This window comes from Kocuria sp. ZOR0020 (genome assembly GCF_000800955.1).
GTDB lineage: Bacteria > Actinomycetota > Actinomycetes > Actinomycetales > Micrococcaceae > Kocuria > Kocuria subflava.
The window spans coordinates 1-24,591 of the sequence record NZ_JROX01000088.1; the positions used below are offsets into that span (position 1 = coordinate 1).

The window sequence follows — 24,591 nt, forward strand, 5'->3', positions numbered from 1 at the left end:
CCACCATGAAGTGACCGCGGGCCGCCTCTGCGGCGGTCGTGTGGCACCGGAGCGTCTCAGACGGCGGGGCGGATGGCCTGGGTGAGTTGCCGAGCGGCTGCCACCACCGTCTCCGCATGCTGGCGCCCCGGTTGGCGGGTCAACCGGTCAATCGGTCCAGAGATGGAGACTGCCGCGATCACCCGTCCGCCAGGTCCCCGCACCGGTGCCGAGACCGAGGCGATGCCCGTTTCGCGCTCGCCGATGGACTGGGCCCAACCGCGGCGTCGGACTCCCGCCAACATGGTGGCCGTGAAACGGGCAGCGTGCAGGCCCTCCAACAGGCGGTCGTGGTCCTCCCACGCCACCAGCACTTGAGCTGCAGATCCCGCCTTCATGGACAACTGGGTTCCCACCGGGATGGTGTCCCGCAAGCCGATGGGGCGTTCGGAGGAGGCCACGCACACCCGCCATTCGCCCTGGCGGCGGAAGATCTGGGCGGATTCACCCGTGGCGTCGCGCAACTGGACCAGGACGGGACCGGCGGCGGCAATCAATCTGTCCTCACCAGCTGCTGAGGCCAGCTCCACCAATCGGGAGCCCAGGACGAATCGCCCTTGGATGTCGCGTCCCAGCAGCCGGTGGTGTGCCAAGGCCGATGCCAGTCGGTGCACGGTGGGGCGTGAAATCCCTGTGGCGGAGACCAGCTGGGACAACGACGCCGGGCCTGCTTCCAGCAGATCCAGAATCAGGGAGGCTTTGTCAATCACGCCCACGCCACTGGGGGAGAACGAAGAAGCCGGATCATCCGGCCCGTGGGACGGGAGGGGGCTCTGTGCACCTGAGATGTCCATGTGTTGATACTAGCGTCTCATTATGCGAGAAGACCCAAGAACTGGTGGCGCAATCACCGCACGGCCCGGATGCTTGGTGCAGAAGACCCGTCAGCCCGTAAAGGACAGAGCATGCCCAGCCCGTTCACTGATGCTGTAGCCCCCTCAGCAGGTCCCAAGACCTTGGCCGAAAAGGTGTGGGACGCCCACCTGGTGCGCAAGGGACAGGACGGCCAGCCGGATCTGCTCTACATCGATCTCCATCTGATCCATGAGGTCACCTCACCCCAGGCATTTGAAGGACTGCGGTTGGCGGGGCGTCAACTGCGGCGCGTGGATCTGACCCTGGGCACGGAGGATCACAACACGCCCACCCAGGACATTTTTGCCCGGATTGCAGACCAGACCTCTCGCAAGCAGATTGAAACACTGCGCAGCAACGCCGAGGAGTTCGGTGTGCGCCTGCACTCTCTGGGTGATGACGAGCAAGGCATTGTGCACGTGGTGGGCCCGCAGCTGGGTGTGACCATGCCCGGAATGACTGTGGTGTGCGGTGACTCTCACACCTCCACCCACGGTGCCTTTGGTGCCCTGGCCTTTGGTATCGGCACCTCAGAGGTGGAGCACGTGATGGCCACCCAGACCTTGCCGTTGGCGCCTTTCAAGACCATGTCCATCCGGGTGGACGGGCAGTTGCGTCCCGGGGTGTCCTCCAAGGACATCATCCTGGCGGTAATCGCCAAGATCGGCACGGGTGGTGGGCAGGGCTACGTGTTGGAGTACCGCGGCTCAGCCATCCGGCAGCTCTCCATGGAAGCGCGGATGACCATCTGCAACATGTCCATTGAGGCCGGTGCCCGCGCCGGAATGATTGCACCCGACCAAACCACCTTTGACTACGTCCAGGGCCGCCCGCACGCACCGCAGGGCCAGGACTGGGAGGACGCCGTTGAGTACTGGAAGTCCTTGGCCACGGATGACGGTGCCACCTTTGATGCTGACGTGGTCATCAACGCCGATAAACTCGAGCCCTTTGTGACCTGGGGGACCAACCCCGGGCAGGGTGTCTCTCTGTCTCAGTCCGTGCCGGACCCGGAGGACCTGGGGGAGGACAACGCCAAGGCAGCAGCGCGCCGAGCCCTGGAGTACATGGACCTGGTTCCGGGTACCCCCATGAAGGAGATCCCCGTGGACGTGGTGTTCCTGGGCTCCTGCACCAACTCGCGCATTGAGGACCTGCGCCTTGCCGCCGATGTGGTCAAGGGCCGCACCAAGGCAGCCAACGTGACCATGATGGTGGTTCCCGGGTCCCAGAAAGTCCGTATCCAGGCGGAGGAGGAAGGCCTGGACCAGGTGTTCAAGGACTTCGGCGCGGACTGGCGGTTCGCCGGATGTTCCATGTGCCTGGGCATGAACCCGGATCAGCTGGAACCCGGTCAGCGGTGTGCCTCCACCTCCAACCGCAACTTTGAAGGCCGTCAGGGCAAGGGCGGCCGCACCCACCTGGTCTCCCCGGTGGTGGCGGCAGCCACTGCAGTGCGCGGAACGCTGTCCGCACCGTCCGACCTGGAGACGCTGAGCGTCTGAGCCCGCCCAGCCAATCTGAGCCCGCCCAGCCGAACAGACACAAAGCCTCTAGGAGTCAGCATGGAAAAATTCACCACCCACACCGGAATCGCCGTACCGCTGCGTCAGTCCAACGTGGACACGGACCAGATCATCCCGGCCGTCTACCTCAAGCGCATCACCAAGACCGGATTCGACGACGCCCTGTTCGCCTCCTGGCGCAAGGATCCCGAGTTCGTGCTCACCCAGGAGGCCTACCGCAATGGCTCCGTGTTGGTGGCCGGCCCCGATTTCGGTACCGGTTCCTCCCGCGAACACGCCGTGTGGGCTTTGCGTGACTACGGCTTCAAGGTGGTCATCTCCTCGCGCTTTGCAGACATCTTCCGTGGCAACTCCGGCAAGCAGGGCTTGTTGGCCGCCCAGGTGGAGCAGCCCGACGTCGAACTGATCTGGAAGCAGATCGAGGAAGAGCCGGGCGCAGAGGTGACCGTGGACTTGGAGGCCCGGACCGTGACCGTGGGGACGCTTACGGTCCCGTTCCAGATCGATGACTACACGCGGTGGCGGTTGACAGAGGGGCTGGATGACATCGGGCTGACCTTGCAGCACGAATCCGACATCGCCGCTTACGAGGCCACACGCCCCGCGTGGTTGCCCAAGACCCTGCCGGCCCGCACCTGAGTTCCAGGGCCGCCTGAAACCACCCCGCCGCGGGGTCTGATGCGGCGCGGTGCGCGGCGGGGTGTGGGCGGCTGGACCGCGCGCGGCGTCATCAAGCGCTCATTAATGACCCCTAAACTGGCTCAGTGCCAACCCAGGGCAAGGGCTGGCGCGGCTTTGCCACGGGCGAAGTGTTGACGACAGATCGGGAGACCATGACCAGCGCACTGCAGATCACCGGCGGCGTTCCTCTGGAAGGCACCATCGAGGTTCGTGGAGCCAAGAACTTTGTGCCCAAAGCCATGGTGGCGGCACTGCTGGGCTCCACACCCTCCGTGTTGCACAACGTCCCGGAGATCAAGGACGTCCAGGTGGTCACCGATCTGGTGGCCCTGCACGGTGTGGACGTGGCCAACGACGGTCAAGGTTCGCTGACGCTGGATCCCACCAACGTCACCAGGGCGCGGTACTCGGACATTGATGCCCACGCCGGGGACTCCCGTATCCCCATCTTGTTGTGTGGCCCGCTGTTGCACACTCTGGGGGAGGCTTTCATCCCTGATTTGGGTGGCTGCAAGATCGGTGATCGGCCCATCAACTACCACCTGGACGTGCTGCGCAACTTTGGCGCCAAGGTGGACAAGCTGGAATCCGGCATCAAGATGTCCGCTCCCAATGGACTGCATGGTGCCAAGGTGGAGCTGCCCTACCCGTCCGTGGGCGCCACGGAACAGGTTCTGCTCTCTGCCACGCGCGCTCGCGGACGCACCGAACTGCGCGGGGCTGCCACCGAGCCGGAAATCATGAACCTGATTGCCGTGCTGCAGAAGATGGGAGCGATCATCACGGTCCAGACGGACCGGGTGATCCACATTGAAGGCGTGGAGGAGCTCAAGGGCTACAACCACCGCGCCATGTGTGACCGCATCGAGGCTGCTTCCTGGGGCTCGGCTGCGCTGGTCACCGGTGGGTCGATCTTTGTTGAGGGCGCCACCCAGTCGGACATGATGACCTTCCTCAACGTCTTCCGTAAGACCGGCGGTGAGCTGGACATCCGTGACAACGGCATCCAGTTCAGCCACCCGGGTGGTGCGCTCAATCCGTTGGTGGTGGAAACGGACGTGCACCCCGGTTTCATGACTGACTGGCAGCAGCCGCTGGTGGTGGCCCTGACCCAGGCGGACGGGGTGTCAATCGTGCACGAAACGGTCTACGAAAACCGATTCGGCTTCACCCACGCCCTCAACGGCATGGGCGCCAACATTCAGCTGCACCGCGACTGCCTCGGCTCCACGCCTTGCCGATTCGGACAGTCGAACTTTGTCCACTCGGCCATCATTTCCGGCCGGACGCCTCTGAAGGCCCAGGACATTCACGTCCCGGACCTGCGCGGTGGCTTCTCCCACCTGATCGCGGCCCTGGGCGCAGAAGGCCACTCCAAGGTCACCGGCGTGGAATTGATTCAGCGTGGTTACGAGCGCTTCACCAGCAAGTTGGAGACGCTGGGCGCGAATTTCGACGTCGTGGATGCCTGAGAGGTCAATGACTGTGAGGTCAACGACTGCGAGCCAACAGGTGACTCCCGGTCAACCGCCACGTAGGGACTCCGTGCACATCACGCCCCTGGTGCGCCTGGTGGCCACAGTGGTCGTTCCCGTCTACCGCCTGCTGGGCCGTACCAAGTTCGAGGGTCTGGAGAACTTGCCACGGACTGGGGCCTTTGTGGTTACTCCCAACCACACCTCGGAAATGGACCCCATGACAGTGGCCATGCCGCTGTACCAGTTCGGCGTCAATCCCACCTTTCTGGCCAAGGACTCCCTGTTCAAAGTTCCCGTGCTGGGCACGATTCTGCGCCGCACCGCCCAGGTTCCTGTGCACCGCGGAACCGCTGATTCGGTCAAGGCGCTCTCTGCCGCCCAGAAGCACGTGGCCGGCGGTGGCTCCGTGATCATCTACCCGGAGGGCACCCTGACCCGGGACCCGGAGTTGTGGCCCATGCACGGATTTCCGGGGGCTGCCCGCTTGGCACTGGCCATGGAGATCCCCGTGATTCCGGTGGGTCACTGGGGAGATGAGCAGATCTTGGGCCGCGGACCTGACCCCCAGCGCAAACGCTGGTTCCGTCCGTGGCCGCGCAAGACCGTGCGGGTCAAGTTCGGCCCGGCCGTTGACCTCTCCCGGTGGGCTCCTTCCTCGGCGGAGCTCGACTCTTTGCCAGGTGAGCAGCGCCTGGCTTCCATCCCGCACGGCAAGACTGTGGCCGCCACCAACGCCATCATGGATGCCATCACCGAGCTGGTGGCCGAATTACGGGGTGAGCAGCCTCCGCAGGGCCGCTGGGACCGACGACGGGCGGAGCGCCGATGACTTCTAAGAAGAACACACCAGTTGCAGACGCTCAGCGACGCAGTCTGCCTCAAGAGGACGTGCCAACATTCACCAAGGCTGCGGTGCTGGGTGCCGGCTCCTGGGGCACCACGTTCTCCAAAGTCCTGGTGGACGCAGCCTTCTCTGATCAGAGCTCGCGTCCCACGCAGACTGATTCCGCTTCCGGTGGTGCAGGGGAACACGCACGCGCTCCCTTGGAAGTCCATCTGTGGGGACGCAACACGGAGTCCATGACCCGGATGGCCCGCACCCGGGTCAATCAGCGCTATGTCCCCGGGCTGCATCTGCCGGATCCGTTGCACATCACGGATGACCTGGCTGAGGCTCTGACGGGTGCCGACCTGGTGGTCCTGGCGTTGCCTGCTCAGGTGTTGCGCAGCCAACTTCCGGCCATTGCTGAGCACCTTGATCCAAAGGCTGCGTTGGTCTCCCTGGCCAAAGGTTTGGAACAGGGCACCGGGTTGCGTATGACGGAAGTGGTTGCCCAGGTTCTGGCAGAGGTCTTCCCGTCGGAGCACGGTGGCCATGACTCCGATGGTTGGAGTCGGCAGACGTGTGTGCTCTCCGGGCCCAATCTGGCCATGGAGATCGCCGACGAACATCCAACGGCCTCCGTCGTCGCAGCACAAGACCCGCAACTGGCTGCCGCAGTGGCCAAGGCATGTGCGGCCCCGTATTTCCGCCCCTACACCAACACGGACGTGGTGGGCACGGAGATCGCCGGACTGACCAAGAACGTGATTGCCGTGTGCGTGGGGATCTGCGAGGGGCGGCATTACGGGGACAACTCCAAAGCCTCCATCATCACCCGTGGTCTGGCTGAATCCACCCGGCTTGCTCTGGCCCTGGGCGGGAAACCGGAAACCATGTCCGGCCTGGCCGGTATTGGTGACCTGGTGGCCACGTGTTCCTCCCCGCTGTCCAGGAACCACACGGCCGGACGACTGTTCGGCCAGGGCAAGAGCCTGGAGCAGATCCGGGAAGAGATGACCCAAACGGCCGAGGGGCTGAAATCGGCACCTGCGGTCCTGGAACTGGCCCACCAGCGCGGAGTGGAGATGCCGATCACCCAAGCCGTGGTGGCTATTCTGGAGGGTCACATCACCGTGGAGAACCTGGCGCCGCTGCTGCTGGGACGGCAACTTAAATCGGAGGCAACCCCCACATGAGCTCCCAGAACGCTGAAACCGCGGACCACTCGAACCCCCACGACGCCGCCCCCGGCACCAAACCGTGCGTGGCCGTGCTCTTTGGCGGTATCTCCTCCGAACACAGCATCTCCTTGATCACTGCCCGGGGGGTGCTGCGCGCGATTGATCGCACCAAGTGGGACGTGGTGACCGTGGGGATCGCCCGGACCGGTGAGTGGTTCCTGTACTCACAGGACGAACTGGAGGCCCTGCTGGAGGCCAACCAGATCACGGAACTGCCCGTGGGGGATCAACGGGTTTCACTGCCGCTTGGGCAGCAGGAAACTGCGTTGTTGGTGCGCCAGGGCACCGCCCAGACCACGGAGGTTTCCCGCTTCCGTCATGTTGACGTGGTCATGCCGCTGCTGCACGGACCCTACGGGGAGGACGGCACCCTGCAGGGGTTCTTGGAACTGGCGCACGTGCCGTACGTGGGATGTGGCGTCACGGCCTCTGCCGTGGGCATGGACAAGCACTTCATGAAGATGGCCTTTGAATCGGCAGGCCTGGAGGTTGGCCCCTACGTGGTGCTGCGCGACCGCCTGTGGCGCAGCGATCCGGAAGGTGCCATGGACACAGTGGCGCCACTGGGTGGTCCGGTGTTCGTCAAACCTGCCCGAGCAGGGTCTTCCTTCGGCATCACCCGAGTGGAGGACCCCACGGACCGTGAAGCACTGCGGGCTGCGATCGAGGAGGCACGCCGCTTTGACCTCAAGGTTGTGGTGGAAGCCGGCATTGTGGGCCGTGAAATCGAGTGCGCCGTCCTGGAAGGACACGGCACAGATGCGCCCAGAACCTCATTGCCCGGTGAAATCCAGGTGGTGGACCAGAACAATTTCTACGACTTCGAGGCCAAGTACGTCTCCCAGGGTTCGGCGCAGCTCAGCTGCCCGGCCGATGTCCCTGAGCACGTGATTGCTCAGATCCGCGAGCGTGCCGCCCAGGCATTTGATGCCATTGAGGGTGAGGGTCTGTGCCGCGCCGACTTCTTTGTGACTCCTGATGAGCGGGTGATGATCAACGAGGTCAACACCATGCCCGGCTTCACACCCATCTCCATGTACCCGCGCATGTGGGCCGAGTCCGGCCTGGAGTACAGCCGCCTGATCGATGAACTGATCACCCTGGCACTGGAACGGCCCATCGGCCTGCGCTGAATCCTGTGTGCGGATCACTGACCCGTGATCCGCACACAGGATCGAGGTCCGCACAGAAGATTCAGGATGCGTCCAGGGCCTCGTCCACGGACAGGCATTCGCGGTCCTGATCCACCGTGGTCACAGCACTCCCAAGGTCGATCAACGCTGTGGAGGATGGGACGACGGTGGTGTCAAAGGTGACCTCAAAGGCCGGGTTGCGGCCGTAGGTGGTGGCCTGCCACTGGTTGGGGTCATCCGTTTCCCGGATGATCCAGTCCACGCCGTTGACCCGGCTGCACATGTCCGTGGTGGGGGCAGGTGGCGTGACGCCACAGCGGACCACCATGGCAGCGGGATCACCGTAAGCCGTGGTCCCCTGACTGGTGGTCTGGCGCTGATCCTGATCGGAGATGGCGTCCGGCATGGCCAACATGGCAGGGGCACAATCAGGGTTGGCAGCGTCCTCCGCTGCTGTCACGGAGACAGTGCCTGCTCCACAGCCCGTGAGTGCAACCCCCATCACGACGACGCCGCCTGCAGACCATCCGCGCAGGTGAGACATGGTGCGGCGCGGTGCCTTGTCGGCTTGTGTTGCCGTGAGGTGGTGATGGCTGGGGGCGTGATCAACCCCGGAGGTGTGTGCGGGCATGCGCTCAGTTTAGGTCGTCGGCCTGGATGCGGTACGGCGTCGTGTCCAGTGCACACCATCTGAGCCCGGTCCTTGGGATGTCTGTGCCCTGGGCTACGGTCGAGTCATGAATCAGGAACTGACGGTGGGCCAGCTCAGTGAAGGTCAGCTCATAGCGCGGTTTGCACCGTTGTTGGCCGAGCAGTCGGCAGCGTCTGGTGAGTCCGCTGAGAGCTATCAGATCCTAGGGCCCGGAGACGACTGCGCAGTGGTGGCAGCCCCGGACGGACGCTTTGTGATCTCCACGGACACCCAGGTCCAGGGTCAGGACTTCGCATTGGTGTGGCCCAGTGGTGTGAGATCTTCCGGCTTTGACACCGGCCACAAATGTGCCACCCAGAACGTGGCGGATGCAGCGGCCATGGGGGCAGTGCCGTCGTCGTTGGTGGTCTCTCTGACTCTGCCCAAGAACACCCCCGTGCGATGGGTGGAAGATCTGGCCCGCGGGCTTCGGGCCGGGACCTTGGCATGCCAAGCACCGCAGTGCCACGTGGTGGGAGGCGATCTGGGCGCCGGTGGGGAGATTTCTGTGACGGCCACCGTCACGGGGGATTTACAGGGCCGTGACCCTGTACGCCGCAACGGTGCGCGGCCGGGGGATCAGGTGGTGTTGGCCGGCACCGTGGGGCGGGCGGCAGCGGGTCTGGATCTTCTTCTGGACCCTGCCCTCGAGCTGGGGCGGGACCCGCAGTTGGATGCCTTGGTCAACAGCCAGCTGCGCCCGGTCTCACCGACCCCATGGGGCGCAAGACTGGCGCAGTCGGGAGCCACCAGCATGATCGATGCCTCGGACGGTCTGGTCCGTGACCTCACTCGTGTTGCCACAGCCTCCGGGGTGGAGATCGTGCTGAACCGGGAAGCACTGGAGGAGCTGGCCCAACCATTGCGCCCGGCGGGGGAGATCCTGGGGCAGGATCCCCTTCACTGGGTCCTGAACGGGGGAGAAGATCACGGATTGTTATCCACAGTCCCGGCCGATCGTCAGCTACCTGCCGGGGTGCTTCGGCTAGGCTCGGTGCGGGCTGAATGCACAGCCGCCACCGGTGTGACACACACAGAACGCATCTGGCTGGAACAGACCCCAGTCAGTCAACTTCCCCTGGGCCTTCGGGGACGAGGATGGGACCATTTTGAATCAGAGGATGGCTTCTAACGCATCCGCCGTCAGGCGATGGTTGGAGACGGCGGCTCGTGATCTCAGGGACCATGCTGATCTCCTCAACGATCTCAACGTTTTTCCCGTGGCAGATGCGGACACCGGAACCAACTTGGCCCTGACGGTGGAGACAGCCAAGCAGGCCACGGAGGTGCTGGAAACTCCGGACGTCAGCGAGCTGGTCACGTTGGCAGGACAAGCCGCGCTGGAGGAGGCCCGAGGGAACTCGGGGACCTTGTTCGCCGTGTTCCTGACCGCCATGGGAGGCGGGCTGGAAGGTGCCGAGCGGCTGCACGCAGAGGCCTTGGCCAACGGGGTCAGCGCCGGTTCGGTGCGCGCCTGGTCCGCGTTGACCGATCCCGTTCCCGGCACCATGCTCTCCGTGCTGGCAGCCGCTGCCCAGGTCCCCGTGCCGGACGTGGGGGAACCCGGTTCCAACCACCAGCTGTCTCTGTACCTGCGTCACCTGGTGGAAGCCGCCCATCAGGCGGTGCTGGCTTCCAGCCAGGAGCTGGAGGTGCTGCGCGGAACCTCCAAGGTGGACGCTGGAGCCCTGGGCCTGTTGATCATTCTGGACGCCCTGCGCCGTGCCGTCTCAGGTCAGGAGAGCGTGGGACCCGACTTGTGGGGTGGTGCAGATCCAGCACCTGAGCACCGCGGCACGGACGGGCAACCCCAGGACCGTCACGGTGAGGACCGTCATCGTGAGGGTCTGGATGAGCAGGGCCCGTTCACGCCGGTGGACGATGTGCTGACCAGCATTGGCTATGACCTCTACCCGCCGGTGCACGATGCCGACGCCGCTGCGTTTGAGGCCCTCAAGGATGCCAACACCGGGGTGGAGGTCATGGCCACCATGGACATGACCGCCTTGGTGGCAGCCACTGTTCGGCACGAACTGGCTGAAACCGGGGAGAGCGTGATTGTCTCCGCCGTGTCTGAAATTGATCCGGACACCTGGCGGTGGCGTGTCCACGTCCACGTCCCGGAACAGCAGATGGCGTTGAGCGTCCTGCGCAGACACGGATCTCCCCGCAACATCACCGTCACAGGGCTCACGGCGGAGCCCACCGGCGAGCCACACGTGACGGACTGACTGTGCGCGAACCCGGACACCCGCACCGTGGTGACCTGGACCGGCCCCTGACTCAGATCCTGGGTGCCACCCAGGCCAAGACCATGGCCGATTCCATGAACCTGCACACCGTGGGGGATTTGCTGGACCACGTGCCCAGGCGTCTGGTGCAACGCGGTGAGCTCAGTTCTTTTGATGATCTTGAACTGGAAGCCCACGCCACGCTGGTGGCGGAGGTGGTCTCCGTGACCACCCGCCGGATGCGCAATCGCAAGGGCTCCATCACGGAAGTGGTCATCACGGATCGCTCCCAGCACAGTGAGCACCAGGTGATCTCCGGAACCGGTGATGACCAGATGACGTTGAGCTTCTTCAACGCCTACACCGCTGCCCGGGAACTGAGTTCCGGGGTTCACGCCCTGTTCAGCGGAAAGGTCAGCTTGTACAAAGGCAAGCGCACCATGACCAATCCGCACTACGCACCGTTGGATGCCGAGGACGACATCGGTTCCCTGGACGTCATGGCTGATGCCAGCAGCCCCATTCCCGTGTATCCAGCCACGGCCAAGCTTACCAGCGACCGCATTGCCGCCGCCGTCAAGGCTGCGTTCTCCGAGGTCACCTGGTCCACCGTGCCCGATCCCTTGCCGCCCGGGGTGGCTGATCGCCACGGTTACCCCGACTTGCCCACGGCTTACCGTCACCTGCACAGACCCCCGGATGAGCGCAGCTGGTACCGGGCCAAAGCGCGGTTCCGGCACACCGAGGCCTTGATGCTGCAAACGGCACTGGTGCGGCGTCGTCGTGCGGTGAACCTGCGCACTGCCCGCCCGCTGCCTCCCACGCCCCAGGGGATTCTGGACCGGTTCGACCAGCAGTTGCCGTTTGAGCTGACGCCCGCGCAGCGGTCTGTGGGGGAGCAGCTCACGGAGGATCTCTCCCGTGAACACCCCATGAACCGGCTGTTGCAAGGAGACGTGGGGGCCGGCAAGACCGTGGTGGCGCTGCGGGCCATGTTGCAGGCGGTGGATGCCGGTGCCCAGGCTGCCCTGCTGGCGCCCACGGAGGTTCTGGCGGCACAGCACCATGCCTCCATTCAGGCTGCACTGGGCCCCTTGGCGCAGGCCGGGACGTTGGGAGGGGATCCGGAGGGCACGCGCGTGGTGCTCTTGACGGGCTCCATGCCCCAATCGGCGCGGAAGAGGGCGCTTCTGGAGATCGCCTCCGGTCAGGCCGGGATCGTGGTCGGCACGCACGCGTTGCTCTCTGAAACGGTGCAGTTTTTTGAGCTGGGCTTGGTGGTGGTGGACGAGCAGCACCGGTTCGGTGTGGAGCAACGTGATCGCCTGCGGGATGCGGGGGAGCTCTCACCTCATTTGCTGGTCATGACGGCAACACCCATCCCGCGGACGGTGGCCATGACCGTGTTCGGGGATCTGGACGTCTCCGTCCTGGAGGGACTGCCGGGTGGCCGCCGGCCCATCACCACACACGTTGTGGGACTGTTCGAGCATCCGCGGTGGGAGGCGCGGATCTTTCAGCGTGCTCGGGAGGAGATTGAGGCCGGCCGCCAGGTGTACTTTGTGGCGCCCAAGATTGGCGAGGACGACGCCGTGCCCCAGATGACGTTGGCCGAATCGGTCAAGGTTTTGGCGGCAGCTCCCGAGCTGCGGGCCCGGAGGGATTCAGCCAAGCGCAGTGCCGCAGGCACCGCAAAATCGCGGGCTGGATCGGAAGCCGCAGCGCAGGAACCCGGTGAAGGCATGATTTCCACCCGCTGGCTGGAGGAACTGGTGGAGGCCTCCCCGGCCTTGGCTGGAGTGAGTACTGCGGCGTTGCACGGCCGCCTGGAGGCACCGGAGAAAACGGCCACCATGGAGGGCTTTGCCGCCGGTGAGATCGGGTTGTTGGTGTGCACCACGGTGGTGGAGGTGGGTGTTGACGTCCCCAATGCCACGTTCATGGTGGTCTTTGACGCAGACCGGTTCGGCATTTCCCAGCTGCATCAGCTGCGCGGACGAATAGGCCGTGGCGAACATGCCAGCACCTGTTTGTTGGTCACCCGCAGGGAACCCGGCCATCCCTCCCGTGACCGCATTGACGCCGTGGCGGCCACCACGGACGGATTCGAACTGGCGCAGGCCGATCTCACATTGCGCAGGGAGGGCGACATCCTGGGGGATGCCCAGTCCGGTGGGCGCTCGACTCTGCGGTTGCTGCGGGCGTTGGACGACGTCAAGATCATTGAATCGGCGCGGCAGGAGGCCATGGAGATTTTGGATGTTGACCCCACCCTGGAGCGCCACTGGGGACTGGCCCTGGCCATCGAGGCGTATCTGGATGAGGACACGGAGAAGTACTTGGAGCGTGGCTGATGAGCCGAATCATTGCAGGAGCAGCTGGTGGCCTGCGGTTGACCTCCGTACCCGGAACCGGCACCAGGCCCACCACAGACAGGGTCAAGGAATCACTGTTCTCCCGGCTGGAGGCTTGGGGGATGCTGACGGATGCCCGTGTTCTGGACCTCTTTGCAGGATCCGGCGCGCTGGGCTGTGAGGCAGCCAGCCGGGGGGCTGCGCATGTGGATCTGGTGGAGCGTGACTCCAAGGCCTTGAAGGTGGCCCAGGCCAATGCTCGGATGCTCAACTCCGCGGTGGGATCGGAGAAGGTCGTGGCACACCGCGGCAGCGTGTCCACCTACCTGAGCGCCCATCATGGGCCCTGGGACCTGGTGCTGGCCGACCCCCCGTACCCGCTCCCGGAGCATGAGGTCACAGCATTCCTGGAACCCCTGGTGGGGCGACTGGGGCCAGGGGCAGTGATCATGGTGGAACGTTCCACGCGCTCGCCGCAGCCCACGTGGCCGCAGGGACTACACCTGCTGGAATCCTCCAAACACGGCGAAACCACTCTGTGGTTCGCAGAAGAAGTGCACGCGGAATCTATGACGGACTGATCATCGCCAGGCGGGATGACCCCCGGATGCTCTGCGCCAGAGCACAGACAACTGGAGTGGGGGAGCGTATTGAGGTCGTGGCCTTTTCATCCGCGGTTCATGTGCGCGGTGCAAGGTGGTCACCGAGCTAACAACCGCGGAGAACCCCGGTTGTGTCACCCACAACGCTGCGTGCGTTCTAGGAGGAACACGGCATGAAGATCACGGTTCTGGGCACCGGTTACCTGGGCGCAACCCACGCTGCCTCCATGGCGGAGATGGGCTTTGAGGTCCTGGGCCTGGATGTGGATCCTTCCAAGGTGGAGGCGCTTTCCGCGGGCGTTCTGCCGTTTCACGAACCCGGATTGGCGGAGCTGCTCAAGAAGCACGTGAATTCCGGGCGCCTGCGATTCACCAGTGATTATGCAGAGGCTGGTGCCTTTGGTGACGTCCACTTTGTGGGGGTTGGAACACCACAGCGCCCCGGTTCCTATGCCGCTGACATGAGCTACGTGGACTCGGCGGTCGCCTCGATCGCGCGCCATGCCCAGCGCGATGCCGTGATCGTGGGCAAATCCACCGTTCCTGTGGGCTCTGCTCGTCGGCTCCGTGAGCTGGCCCGCCAGAACGCACCGGCCGGGGTTCAGGTGGACCTGGTCTGGAACCCGGAGTTCCTCAGAGAGGGACACGGAGTGGAGGACACGTTGCGCCCGGACCGCATGGTCCTTGGACTGCCGGGTCACGGAGCACACCACGACGACGCCGCTGCCGATCCCGCTGACGATCAACGGCTGGAGGCGGTCATGCGTGAGGTTTACGCCCAGCAGCTTGAGGCTCAGATTCCGCTGATCATCACCGATTACGAGACCGCTGAGCTGGTCAAGGTGGCCGCCAACTCGTTCCTGGCCACCAAGATCAGCTTCATCAATTCCCTGTCCGAGCTCACAGAGGCGGTGGGTGGGGACATCCGCACGCTGGCCGATGCCATTGGGATGGATGACCGCATCGGCCGGAAGTTTCTCAATGCCGGCGTGGGTTTTGGTGGAGGCTGCCTGCCCAAGGACATCCGTGCCCTGCGCGCTCGGGCTTCTGAACTGGGGTTGGACCAGTCGGTGCGCTTCCTGGTGGAAATCGATGACATCAACATCCGCCGCCGCGACCACACGGTGGGGGTGGTCACGGACATGCTGGGTGGTTCGGTGATGGGCAAACAGGTGGCGGTGCTGGGTGCGGCCTTCAAACCCGAGTCCGACGACGTCCGGGACTCACCGGCCCTGGACATCGCGGCCCGGCTGCATTCCATCGGCGCGGATGTGCACGTCTATGACCCCAAAGCCAACGCGAATGCCGCCAAACGCTATCCGCGCGTGGATTATGTGGATTCCTTGCCGCAGGCGGTGGCCCGGGCGGAAGTGGTGGTGCTGCTGACCGAATGGGAGGAGTTCCGTTCCATGACGCCGCAGCAGCTGGCGCCCCTGGTGAAGTCACGCCAGATCCTGGATGGCCGCAACGTCCTGGACCCGCAGCAATGGCAGGAGCAGGGCTGGACCTATCGGGCGTTGGGGCGCAAGGGCTGAGGGTGTCTCACTGCAGGTGTTTGCGCAATCGCTGCATGGCCTGCTCCAAGGTGGCGGTCTGCTTGCAGGCGGCAACGCGCATCCAGCCGTCGTAGAGCCCGGCGTTGACCGGGGAGGCAAAAGCTGAGATCGGCAACAGAGCCACACCGGCCCTCTCGATCAACGCCGCCGCGAGTTCTGTGCTGTCTGAGACACCCCAGCGCTGGTACAGCGGGGAGAAGTCGGCCACCACGTAGTAGGACCCGCATGGTTCGGCCACGCTCAGGCCCAGCTCATGCAGAGTTTCAGCCACCATCCGGGAGCGTTCACCCTGCTCGGTGGCAAGATCACGGACCCATTGGCAGCTGTCCTCCAGCCCGGCCGCCACAGCGTCCTGCAACGGGGCTGCAGGGGAGTGGGTCAGATACGTCTTGACCGCCCGCACACCGATGATCAAGTGCCCAGGTCCGGTTACCCAACCGATGCGCCACCCCGTGGCACGCAGGGTCTTGGAGGCCGATGAGACCACGAGCGTTCGTTCGGCAACCTGGTGGGCCAACGTCAGATCTGCGGGTTCGCTGCCCAAGAGAGAACGGTTGTTCGTGGCCGCCACTGACACGTGGTTGCCCACAAAGCGCAGGTGTTCGTAGACCTCGTCCGTGATGATCACGGCGTCGTGTTCCACGGCCAGCTGCGCGATCAACCGGGCGTCGTCGGGGGCCAGGACCGTACCGGTGGGATTGTGCGGGTCATTGAGCAACACCGCTGTAGCGCGGGAACTGAAGGCGTTGTGAATGTCCTGGGCTTCCGGGCGGAAGTGCGGTGGGCGCAAGGGGATGGTTCGCAGGGTGGCGCCGATGAAGGAGACCACGGCCGCATAGAGGTCGTAATAGGGCTCCAGCACCACCACGTCATCACCGGCACGCACCACGGAGAGCAGGGCGGCCGTGAGGCCTTCTGCGGCTCCCACCGTGACCAGCACCTGCGTTTCGGGATCCAGAATGCGTCCCTGGGTTCGTTCCTGCTGATCAGCAATGGCCTTGCGCAGGCGCGGGGATCCCACAGCGGGCGTGTACTGATTCAGGCCCGCATCAAGGGCGCGGTGCGCAGCAGCCACCATGTGGGCGGGGCCGTCCTGATCCGGGAATCCCTGCCCCAGGTTGATGGCTTCATGGCGGGCAGCCAACGCAGAAGTTTCGTCAAAAATGGTGGAGCGGAATCCTCCGCAGGCATCCAACAGGCCACCACCAGCGGCCATGGCCCTCCACGGTGCGGCAGGTCCCGACTGCTCGGCAGGAGGGTGAGTATCGATTAGGGTGGCGGGGCTCTGGTGGGCTGCGTTCATGTGCCCGAGTCTATGAACTCTGCCCACCACGTCATGCTGCAGCACGCTAGCGTTGAGCACCATGACCCAGAACCACATCCGCCGCGCCATCTGCCCCGGCTCCTTCGACCCCATCCATCGTGGGCACGTGGAGATCATTCGCCGCGCGGCCATGCTGTTCCAAGAAGTTGTGGTGGCTGTCAGTGACAACCCCAAGAAGACCTATTTCTTTGACCGATCTCAGCGGTTCGAGTTGGCGGAGGCGTCTTTGGAGGGGATCAGCGGCGTCGTCGTCGAACCTCTGGAGGAGGGGCTTCTGGCGCGGTATGCGGCGGACCGGGGTGCTGTGGCGTTGGTCAAGGGCCTCCGCTCCGGGCAGGATTACGACTACGAACTGCCCATGGCGGCCATGAACCGTGCGCTGACGCAGGTGGAAACCGTGTTCCTGCCCGCCAATCCGGAGTTGCTGCACATCTCCTCCAGCTTGGTCAAAGAGGTTCACGGTCTGGGTGGGGACGTGGAGGCATTTGTGCCCGCACCGGTTCTGGCGGCCTTGAAAGCGCGGTGAGGGCAGGGCTGGCCACCTGCCGGAGGAGAGATTCGCCACGCCGCACGCTGACGGTTGAGCCATGAGAGGACAACCGAGTAAGATGGGCGGCTGGTATTGGACCTACAGGAGCTCATCATCGTACGCGCGACCCCAACACCTTTGACCATCAACGTCAGGGATTTGGAACACCGTCCGGGAACCATGCGCACCTGGCAGGAGACAGTGCCCGCGCCGAGCGATTTCGGCAACGCACTGATCGGGGCCCCCGAAGGCTCCGACATGGTTTGCGATCTGAGACTAGAATCCGTCCATGACGGAATCCTGGTTTCCGGGGACGTGACCATTAGCCTTGAAGGCCAGTGCAGTCGATGCCTTGACCCGATCACCGATCACTTGGTGGTTGAAGTGCAGGAACTCTTCCTGTTCGACGCCCCTTCCGAAGTTTCGGGGGACGACGACGAGGCCGACGACATGTACGAAGTCCAGGACGAGTCCATCGACCTGGAACCCATGCTTCGGGACGCAGCCATCACCAAGCTGCAGTTCCAACCGGTGTGCCGGGTCAGCTGTGAAGGTTTGTGCGCCCAATGCGGTGTGCGGCTGGATGAGAACCCGGGTCATCAACACGAAGTGCTCGATCCGCGCTGGAGCGCCCTGGAGGGGCTGTTCGGTGAGGATCACGACACCACGAGAGAAGAGAGATAGCAGTGGCTGTTCCCAAGAGGAAGCTCTCGCGTGCAAACACTCGCATGCGCCGTTCACAGTGGAAGGCAAAGGCTCCCAAGCTGGTCCGTTCGGTTGAAAACGGCAAGACCGTTTACAGCCTGCCGCACCAGGCCAAGCTGGTCACCGATTCCGCAGGCACCGCCCTGTACTACGAGTACAAGGGCCGCAAGGTAGCTGACGCCTGAAAACGGTGAACGAATTTCAGGATCTTGAGAAGCGTCTCGGCGTCGACATCGATGCCGAGACGCTTCTCATTGCCCTGACACACCGTTCCTACGCCTACGAGCATCCGGGGACGGTGCACAACGAACGCCTGGAGTTCCTGGGGGATTCCGTGCTCGGGTTGTCCGTGACGGATGAGATCTACCGGCGGTACCCGGAGCGCACCGAAGGAGAGCTGGCCAAGATCCGGGCTTCTGTGGTCTCCACCCGGACCCTGGCGCAGTTGGCGCGAGGCCTGGAGCTGGGGTCCTTCATCCGTCTGGGCAAGGGTGAGGTTCGCACGGACGGGCACGACAAAGCCTCCATCCTTGCCGACACCATGGAATCAATCATCGGTGCCGTCTACCTGACCCACGGGATCGAGCGGGCCCGCCGTTTTGTGCTGGGGATGATCGTGCCGCTGCTGGAAGACGACTTTGTGATCCACGAAGGCCGGGACTGGAAGACCGAGATCCAGGAGCTGGCGGCCATGCGGCAGCTGGGTTCGGTCCACTATGCCGTGGTGGGAACCGGTCCTGATCACAACCGCGCCTTTGTGGCCACGTGCGTGATCGGTGACGACGACGCCGGAACCGGCGAGGGCACGTCCAAGAAAGAAGCTGAGCGGAGAGCTGCTGCTGCCGCCTACCTCAATCTGACGGGCACCACGTTGACGGATGGCCACGGGCGTCCCATCCCGGACACTGAATCCGCGCCGGTTCGGTCCGAGCAGGCATCTGAAACCGCGACTCCTTCTGCGCGCAAGACCTCCCGGCGAGCCCGACGCGGAACCGGCGCGCCCTCCACCGGAGACTCTCAAGGGTGACCCGTGCCGGAACTGCCTGAAGCGGAAGTGGTCCGCAGAGGCCTGGCCCAATGGGTTGCCGGCCGGGTGATTGAGGATGTCCAGGTGTTGGAAGCTCGCTCGGTACGCCGCCACACGGACGGCCCTGAGGCTTTTGTCCAGGATCTGGCCGGGTGCCGCGTGTTGGACGTGGTGCGGCGCGGAAAGTTTCTGTGGATGCCGTTGGGTGCACCGGAGACTGACTCTATGGGGTCCGGCGATTCTCCCACTCTGGCGCTCATGGCCCATCTGGGGATGTCAGGGCAGATGCTCATCAAGGACGCGGGATTGCCGGATGACCGGCACCTGCGCATCCGCCTGACCCTGTCCGAAGCCTCGGACCCCGAGAATCCTGGCGATCAGTTGCCGACCGAACTGCGGTTTGTGGACCAGCGGATTTTTGGTGGGTTGTTCATCGACGACCTGGTTCCCACCGCGGATGGGGCTGCAGCGGGCCGCGGGCTGCGTGGGGACGCCTTGATCCCGCAGCACGCCGCTCATATTGCCCGCGATCCGTTGGATCCGGCCTTTGACATCGACGCCGTGCACGATCGCCTGCGTCGTCGTAGAACCGGTATCAAACGGGCGCTGCTGGACCAGGGATTGGTGTCCGGGATCGGCAACATCTACGTGGACGAGGCCCTGTGGGAGGCGCGGCTTCACTACGCCCGGCCCACGGAAACCCTGACCCGGACCGCGACCCGGCGGGTGCTGGAGGCCGTACAAACCGTGATGACCCGGGCATTGGAGGCGGGCGGCACCAGCTTTGACTCCCTGTACGTCAACGTGAACGGGGAGTCCGGGTACTTTGCGCTGTCCCTGAACGCCTACGGGCAGACGGGCAAACCATGCACGCGTTGTGCTGCCGCCGGCCGGGACGGAGTGATTGTGCGAGAGCAGTTCATGAACCGCTCGTCCTTCCTCTGTGAGTTGTGCCAACGGAAGCCGCGCAACGCACGGTTCTGAGTTGTGCGGGGTGTGGGACCTTGTTCGGTGGCTTCAGCCCGATGACCTGACCACGTCGACTTTCACTCCTGGTCCTGCTCGAGCGAGACGCCATCGGCGAATCTTGGTCCCCGCTGCGCTGGTCGGCTTCCGCGACTGCGGCTACTTGAAGGACCGCCTTGTGGGTGAACTGTCGGCTGCGCACATCAGGCACCCAGACCTGCACCGAGGGTTGCCGTGTGCACGCCTTCGGTGCCGGTGCTCGCCAACACCATTCCTGGCTGACATGGCCACATGGTGACAGGTAACGAGTTCGCGCCCCGACCATCATCGTTCAGAGGCGACCCAGCAGCTGCCATGAGCACGGGGTCCAGATCCACATTGGTCATGGCCATTTCGTTTCGCTCTCCGTGGAGCCCAAATAACCGATCACATGCATTAGTGGACCTCACCTGACAGTCATGACCACCACGGTGGCCACACCGATGACCACGACGAACACCCGGAACAACCCCGCCGGAAGCCGGCGGGCAAAGCGGCCGCCCACCAAGCCACCCAACGTCGCGCCGACGGCGATCAGGCCGACCGTGGGCCAGGAGATCAGCTCCGGGGAAACCATGATGAACACACTCGCGGCAATCACGTTGACGGCCGCCACGGTCAGGTTCTTGATCGCGTTGAGTTCCTGCATGCTCAGGCTCGATGTGATCCCCAGCAGGGCAATGAGCAGGATGCCCTGGGCGGCGCTGAAATAGCCGCCGTAAACACCCAGGAAGAACGCACCGGTCACGGAGGCAACCAAGGCTGTCCGCGTGGCGAATGGTCGGGGCTCACCGCGGATGGACGGATCGGCTGACGAGACCACGCCCGCTGATGAGTCCTGCCCCGCTGTGCTGATGCGGCGTTTGATGGCAGGTCCCGCCATCACCAGGATGGTGCCGATGCCGATGAGCCAGGGGATGACCGTTGCGAACACCTCGGCTGAGAAGTGCAGCAGCAGGGTGGCACCCGCGACACCTCCGATGGCGGAGGCCGGCAACAGCACCCTAACCGTCTTGATGTGGGTGCGCAGTTCCCTCCGGTAGACCGCCACCCCGGACACGCTGCCCGGGACAATGCCGATCGTGTTGGCAATGGTTGCGGTCAATGGTGGGAAGCCCAGGAACACCAGGATGGGGAAGGACACCAGGGTTCCTGCGCCCACAATCACGTTGATCCCGCCCGCCAGAAAACAGGCACCCAGAATCGCGGCCCATTCCAGGACCTGTAACCAGTCGATCGACATCCCCGGGTTCCTTCCGCATTGATGTGTGCGTTGGGGCGCCAGTCTGAGGACACCGCGCCGTCCGTATCGTCCTTTCAGCCCTGCAGGTGGAGCCTGAATCTGGCTTGCTAGGATCCGAAGGGGTCTTCGGGATGACGGAAGGATCACCCATGCGAATCGAGACACGAGACGTGGAGTTGTTGGTCGCCGTCGTGGACCGGGGCTCCATCACGGACGGCGCCCAGGCCGTAGGACTCTCGCTCTCCGCAGCAAGTTCCCGGATCACTGCCCTGGAGAAGGGGTTCGCGTAACGCTGCTGGTACGAGGTCATGGCGGTGTGGCCCCCACGCCTGCGGGGGAGGCGTTCGTGCAGCGTGGCCGGTTGATGATGGCTCAGGCAGATGACCTTCTCCAGGAGCTGCGCCACCAAAGGGACGGTGAGTCCAGGCGCATTCGATTGGCCAGCAACACCTCCGCCATGGATGCCCTCACCGAGTTCCTGGCCTCCACGATGTCCCGGTTCCCGGACCTGCACGTTGCGTTGGAGGAGACCACCAGCACCGAGGTGGCTCGGCGAGTCCGTGACGGCGGCGCCGATCTGGGCGTCGTGTCCGTACCGCCCCGGGACCCGGGGCTGACGGTCCAGCAGCTGTGGTCGGACCCGCTCGTCGTTGTGTGCGCGCCCCAGTTGCTCGGTGGTGCCGTTTCCGACGACAACGACGATGCCGCAGGAGCTCCGTTTGAGTCAGTCATCCGGGGCCCCATGATCGGTCTAACCGAGGGTGTTCCACTGCAGAGTTACATCGATGAGCACCTCAGCCAACGGGGCGTCACGACCGACTATCGGGTGCGCCTGCCCACACCGGGTGCCGTGTATGCGGTGGCCAGCACCGGAGCCGGTGCCGCCATCTTGCCGCAGGGCACAGCCCGCCGCCTGGGTGCACCCGACAAGCTGGTGCACCCGATCGCGCAGCCGTGGGCGCAACGCCAGGCGCTGCTGCTGACTCGGGCCGACCACAAGGGGTCTCCCATCCAGTCATCCTTTGTGGAGGCCATGCTCCGGTACCGGCAGGAACTTGTGGACTGAACCCACCGCCCATGGCGGGCGTCAACCCAGTCACCAACTTGTGCACGGAAAAATGCGCTGAGACTGATGCGGCGAGTATTTTTCCATGCCCAAGTTGCAGGGTGGGGCGCGGTGACGGTCACACCCACCGCTTGCCGTGCTCAGCGCAGGTATTGCTCCCGGACCTTCAGGCCCTGGTCCAGGTCATTGAGCACGCCGTCCATGAACAGAGTGCGGTGCCGTTGATCTGTTGCCATGGACGCCACAAAGTTCAGGCCCGCAAAGGCAGCCAGGACCAAACAGACTTTCAGCAACTCCTGGGTCAGCGGCAGGCCGGGCATCAGCCATGGGAACACAATGTTGGGGTCCTGGGAGATCCACTGTTTGATGGTGGCCACGGGAATGGACAGCATTCCAAAGCCCACCAGGAAGATGAACACCAGAACGCTGAAGATCCCCGCCTGGATGGTCACCACCAAGGACGGCACGGCAAGGATGTTGGCTCGTTCGCTGCAGCGGGTGCGGGTGGTGGAATCCCGCAGATGATCGCGCAGATGTGAGTCGCCCACAATGTCTGCGGTCACCACCACGTTGAGCACGTTGGCCAGGATCACCAGGACTGCTGCCGTGAGGGCCACATTGAGCCAGGAAATCCCGACTGCGATCTGCCAGATGTTGGAGTTGTAGAACAGGAAGAGCAGGACCAACATGAGCAGCGGCAGCACCCGGATGATCATGGCGCCGATGCTGGTGAGCTCCTGCAGGATCCGTTGCATGGCCCACAGTGTGATCACGCCCAGTCCCAGATAAGCGCCGGCCAGCACAATCGCCACGGTGACCGCTGAACTGATCAAGTTGAGTAGAACTCCTGACTGCCAGGAACTGGTCAGGGCCGCGGCCAGAATCAGCACCAGCCCGAGTGCGCTGATCAGCAGCTGACGAGTACTGCCGCCGCGAGTTGCCACGGCGGTGACGGCCCACAGCAACAGCGGGGAGAGCACATAGGCGGATGCCAGGATGACGGTGGAGATGGTGCCGATCACCAGGAGTCCGTCCGGCAGGTTTTCGTCCTCCCAGATGTTGACGTCGAACCGCTCACTGGCAGCCAACATGACCCGCGCGGTGACGGCCTGGATCATCAGCAGCACGCCCAGCACCACCAGCACGGGGCCGGTGTAGGGCACCAGTGTCCGCAAGCGGTGCCGTGGGCGCACCACCAACGGCAGCCCGTGCCTGCGCAGAGACTCCGCACGTGCATCGTGCGGATCAGGGTGGATCTCACGGACCCGCAGACGCCTGATGGCTGTTGACTTCATGTCACTTCAAGGGTTGCTCAGAACAAAAACTTCCGCATGGAAAAGGACAAATCCTGGTGTGGGATTGCACTTCTCCATGCGGAAGTTGCGGAACAGAGACTCAGTTGCTCTTGCGGCGGATCTTCTCCATGCGCTCGTCCTGCATTTCCTGCACAACGGGCATGGGGTTCTGCGTGTAGTAGGCCTTCATCCGGGACATGCCTTCCTCAATGCTCACGGAAGGTTTCCACCCCAGCACGTCATGTGTGCGTTTCTGATCGAACCAGTGGGCCGTGGAGAGCTGTTCAGCCAGGAACTCGGTCATGGGGGGTTCATCCTTGCCAGGCTTCCCTGCCCAAACCTTCTCAATGACCTTGCCCGCGAACTTCACGATCCCTGCCGGCACCTTCCGGGTGGGAGGTGCCACGGACCCGGCCTTGCACATGAGCGCAATGATCTCGCCCACCGGGCGCGGTTGCCCGTTGGTGACCACGAATGCTTCACCGTGGCTGACCTCGATCCGCTCCAAGGCCCGGACAATTGCCTCCGCGGCGTTGTCGATGTAGGTGGTGTCGATCAGCGCAGCGCCGTCGTCCAGCAGCGGCAGTCGACCCCGTGCGGCACGGTCCACGATCCGCTCCACCAACTGGGTGTCACCGGGTCCCCACACAATGTGCGGACGAATGGCAGTCACCCGGAACTTGGGGGAATCGGCTTCCAAGGCCAACAGCTCAGCGGCGGCCTTGGACCTGGCGTAGTTGCCGCGGGCGTGGCGGGGGTCGGCAGGTTCAGCGCCATCACCCTGGATCGACTCGCCCGTGTGGGCCACGGACGGCGAGGACACGAACACCACGTTGTGGGCACCGGCCAGCCGTGCTGATTCCAGAACCACACGGGTTCCGGTCACATTGGTGTGCACGAACTCGTCCCAATCCCCGGCAAAGGAGACCTTGGCGGCCAAATGGACGACGTCATCCACCCGCTCCAGTGCCGCTTCCACGGCATCCGGATCCGTGATGGAGCCCAGGACCTGCTCGATCCCGTCCTCCTGGGCCAACGGCGCTGGGCTGCGCTGCATGATGCGCACCTGCCAGCCACGGTCACGCAACAGGCGGGCCACCGCGGCACCGAGCATTCCGGAGGCACCGGTCACCAGGACGCGACGGCCCTGGCCACTCAACTCGGAAACGTTCTCCAGGTCAGCGGGC

24 protein-coding genes and 1 pseudogene are annotated in these 24,591 nt (G+C 64.2%); 18 read left to right on the forward strand and 7 right to left on the reverse strand.

The window, feature by feature from the left end; genetic code table 11:
* Nucleotides 1-56: 56 nt before the first annotated feature.
* Entirely contained in the window at nt 57-833 is a 777-nt protein-coding gene (locus L979_RS05995; RefSeq protein ID WP_081993903.1) for an IclR family transcriptional regulator, read from the reverse strand.
* Nucleotides 834-944: 111 nt separating this feature from the next.
* On the opposite strand from L979_RS05995, the gene leuC reads away from it, so the two are divergent.
* The 6 genes from leuC (at nt 945) to L979_RS06025 (ending at nt 7,776) form a co-directional block, all read left to right on the forward strand.
* Entirely contained in the window at nt 945-2,399 is a 1,455-nt protein-coding gene (gene leuC / locus L979_RS06000; protein ID WP_047690435.1) for a 3-isopropylmalate dehydratase large subunit, read from the forward strand.
* A gap of 60 nt (nt 2,400-2,459) precedes the next feature.
* Nucleotides 2,460-3,059 (forward strand): 3-isopropylmalate dehydratase small subunit, encoded by a 600-nt coding sequence (leuD, locus tag L979_RS06005; protein WP_047690437.1) that lies wholly within the window; start codon nt 2,460-2,462, stop codon nt 3,057-3,059.
* A 194-nt stretch (nt 3,060-3,253) separates the two neighbouring features.
* On the forward strand, nt 3,254-4,573 hold the full coding sequence (gene murA, locus L979_RS06010) for a UDP-N-acetylglucosamine 1-carboxyvinyltransferase (RefSeq protein WP_047690469.1): 1,320 nt from the start codon (nt 3,254-3,256) through the stop codon (nt 4,571-4,573).
* Nucleotides 4,574-4,646: 73 nt separating this feature from the next.
* Entirely contained in the window at nt 4,647-5,408 is a 762-nt protein-coding gene (locus tag L979_RS06015; RefSeq protein WP_047690440.1) for a 1-acyl-sn-glycerol-3-phosphate acyltransferase, read from the forward strand.
* Nucleotides 5,409-5,467: 59 nt separating this feature from the next.
* Entirely contained in the window at nt 5,468-6,598 is a 1,131-nt protein-coding gene (locus tag L979_RS06020; RefSeq protein ID WP_047690443.1) for an NAD(P)H-dependent glycerol-3-phosphate dehydrogenase, read from the forward strand.
* Nucleotides 6,595-7,776 carry a D-alanine--D-alanine ligase family protein gene (locus tag L979_RS06025; protein WP_081993909.1) on the forward strand — a complete coding sequence of 394 codons (1,182 nt, stop codon included), beginning with the start codon at nt 6,595-6,597 and terminating at the stop codon, nt 7,774-7,776. The genes L979_RS06020 and L979_RS06025 overlap by 4 nt, the downstream gene beginning before the upstream one ends.
* A 61-nt stretch (nt 7,777-7,837) precedes the next feature.
* On the opposite strand, the gene L979_RS06030 is transcribed toward L979_RS06025, so the two are convergent.
* The gene (locus L979_RS06030) at nt 7,838-8,407 is read right to left on the reverse strand and encodes a DUF3515 family protein (protein WP_369792975.1); all 570 of its coding nucleotides are present in this window, start codon (nt 8,405-8,407) and stop codon (nt 7,838-7,840) included.
* A gap of 106 nt (nt 8,408-8,513) precedes the next feature.
* Here L979_RS06030 and thiL point away from each other — a divergent pair, with 106 nt between their 5' ends.
* From thiL to L979_RS06055, 5 genes are all read left to right on the forward strand, one after another.
* Nucleotides 8,514-9,599, forward strand: a complete 1,086-nt coding sequence (gene thiL, locus L979_RS06035; protein ID WP_081993911.1) for a thiamine-phosphate kinase — start codon at nt 8,514-8,516, stop codon at nt 9,597-9,599.
* Nucleotides 9,589-10,698, forward strand: a complete 1,110-nt coding sequence (locus L979_RS06040) for a DAK2 domain-containing protein (protein ID WP_047690445.1) — start codon at nt 9,589-9,591, stop codon at nt 10,696-10,698. The genes thiL and L979_RS06040 overlap by 11 nt, the downstream gene beginning before the upstream one ends.
* 2 nt (nt 10,699-10,700) lie before the next feature.
* Nucleotides 10,701-13,052, forward strand: a complete 2,352-nt coding sequence (locus L979_RS06045; RefSeq protein WP_231559422.1) for an ATP-dependent DNA helicase RecG — start codon at nt 10,701-10,703, stop codon at nt 13,050-13,052.
* Nucleotides 13,052-13,633, forward strand: a complete 582-nt coding sequence (gene rsmD / locus L979_RS06050) for a 16S rRNA (guanine(966)-N(2))-methyltransferase RsmD (RefSeq protein WP_047690448.1) — start codon at nt 13,052-13,054, stop codon at nt 13,631-13,633. The genes L979_RS06045 and rsmD overlap by 1 nt, the downstream gene beginning before the upstream one ends.
* 194 nt (nt 13,634-13,827) lie before the next feature.
* Nucleotides 13,828-15,189 (forward strand): UDP-glucose/GDP-mannose dehydrogenase family protein, encoded by a 1,362-nt coding sequence (locus tag L979_RS06055; protein WP_047690451.1) that lies wholly within the window; start codon nt 13,828-13,830, stop codon nt 15,187-15,189.
* A 7-nt stretch (nt 15,190-15,196) separates the two neighbouring features.
* Here the strand turns inward: L979_RS06055 and L979_RS06060 are convergent, their stop codons facing one another.
* Complete coding sequence (locus L979_RS06060) at nt 15,197-16,513, reverse strand: aminotransferase class I/II-fold pyridoxal phosphate-dependent enzyme (protein WP_231559423.1); 1,317 nt, start codon at nt 16,511-16,513, stop codon at nt 15,197-15,199.
* Nucleotides 16,514-16,589: 76 nt separating this feature from the next.
* Between L979_RS06060 and coaD the strand changes: the two genes are divergently transcribed.
* From coaD to mutM, 5 genes and pseudogenes are all read left to right on the forward strand, one after another.
* Entirely contained in the window at nt 16,590-17,060 is a 471-nt protein-coding gene (gene coaD / locus L979_RS06065) for a pantetheine-phosphate adenylyltransferase (protein ID WP_047690478.1), read from the forward strand.
* 183 nt (nt 17,061-17,243) lie between these two features.
* Nucleotides 17,244-17,747: a YceD family protein gene (locus tag L979_RS06070; RefSeq protein ID WP_081993917.1), complete on the forward strand. Its 504-nt coding sequence runs from the start codon at nt 17,244-17,246 to the stop codon at nt 17,745-17,747.
* Nucleotides 17,748-17,749: 2 nt separating this feature from the next.
* A complete protein-coding gene (gene rpmF / locus L979_RS06075) occupies nt 17,750-17,953 on the forward strand; it encodes a 50S ribosomal protein L32 (protein ID WP_047690457.1) in 204 nt (67 codons plus the stop codon).
* Between the two features lie 5 nt (nt 17,954-17,958).
* Nucleotides 17,959-18,618 (forward strand): annotated as a pseudogene (gene rnc, locus L979_RS06080) (ribonuclease III); the annotation flags it as partial.
* A gap of 180 nt (nt 18,619-18,798) precedes the next feature.
* Nucleotides 18,799-19,779: a bifunctional DNA-formamidopyrimidine glycosylase/DNA-(apurinic or apyrimidinic site) lyase gene (mutM, locus tag L979_RS06085; protein ID WP_047690459.1), complete on the forward strand. Its 981-nt coding sequence runs from the start codon at nt 18,799-18,801 to the stop codon at nt 19,777-19,779.
* On the opposite strand, the gene L979_RS15840 is transcribed toward mutM, so the two are convergent.
* Nucleotides 19,715-20,089: an antitoxin MazE-like protein gene (locus tag L979_RS15840; RefSeq protein WP_369792976.1), complete on the reverse strand. Its 375-nt coding sequence runs from the start codon at nt 20,087-20,089 to the stop codon at nt 19,715-19,717. The genes mutM and L979_RS15840 overlap by 65 nt on opposite strands.
* Nucleotides 20,090-20,206: 117 nt before the next feature.
* Nucleotides 20,207-21,043, reverse strand: coding sequence for a sulfite exporter TauE/SafE family protein (locus tag L979_RS06095; protein WP_047690461.1), 837 nt, complete (start codon nt 21,041-21,043; stop codon nt 20,207-20,209).
* Nucleotides 21,044-21,192: 149 nt separating this feature from the next.
* On the opposite strand from L979_RS06095, the gene L979_RS16240 reads away from it, so the two are divergent.
* Both L979_RS16240 and L979_RS06100 read left to right on the forward strand, forming a co-directional pair.
* On the forward strand, nt 21,193-21,333 hold the full coding sequence (locus tag L979_RS16240) for a LysR family transcriptional regulator (protein ID WP_197052084.1): 141 nt from the start codon (nt 21,193-21,195) through the stop codon (nt 21,331-21,333).
* 26 nt (nt 21,334-21,359) lie between these two features.
* Complete coding sequence (locus L979_RS06100) at nt 21,360-22,109, forward strand: LysR substrate-binding domain-containing protein (RefSeq protein WP_197052085.1); 750 nt, start codon at nt 21,360-21,362, stop codon at nt 22,107-22,109.
* Between the two features lie 140 nt (nt 22,110-22,249).
* Here the strand turns inward: L979_RS06100 and L979_RS06105 are convergent, their stop codons facing one another.
* Entirely contained in the window at nt 22,250-23,404 is a 1,155-nt protein-coding gene (locus tag L979_RS06105; RefSeq protein WP_047690464.1) for a hypothetical protein, read from the reverse strand.
* A gap of 100 nt (nt 23,405-23,504) precedes the next feature.
* Nucleotides 23,505-24,581 (reverse strand): NAD(P)-dependent oxidoreductase, encoded by a 1,077-nt coding sequence (locus L979_RS06110; RefSeq protein WP_156125442.1) that lies wholly within the window; start codon nt 24,579-24,581, stop codon nt 23,505-23,507.
* Nucleotides 24,582-24,591: the final 10 nt, after the last annotated feature.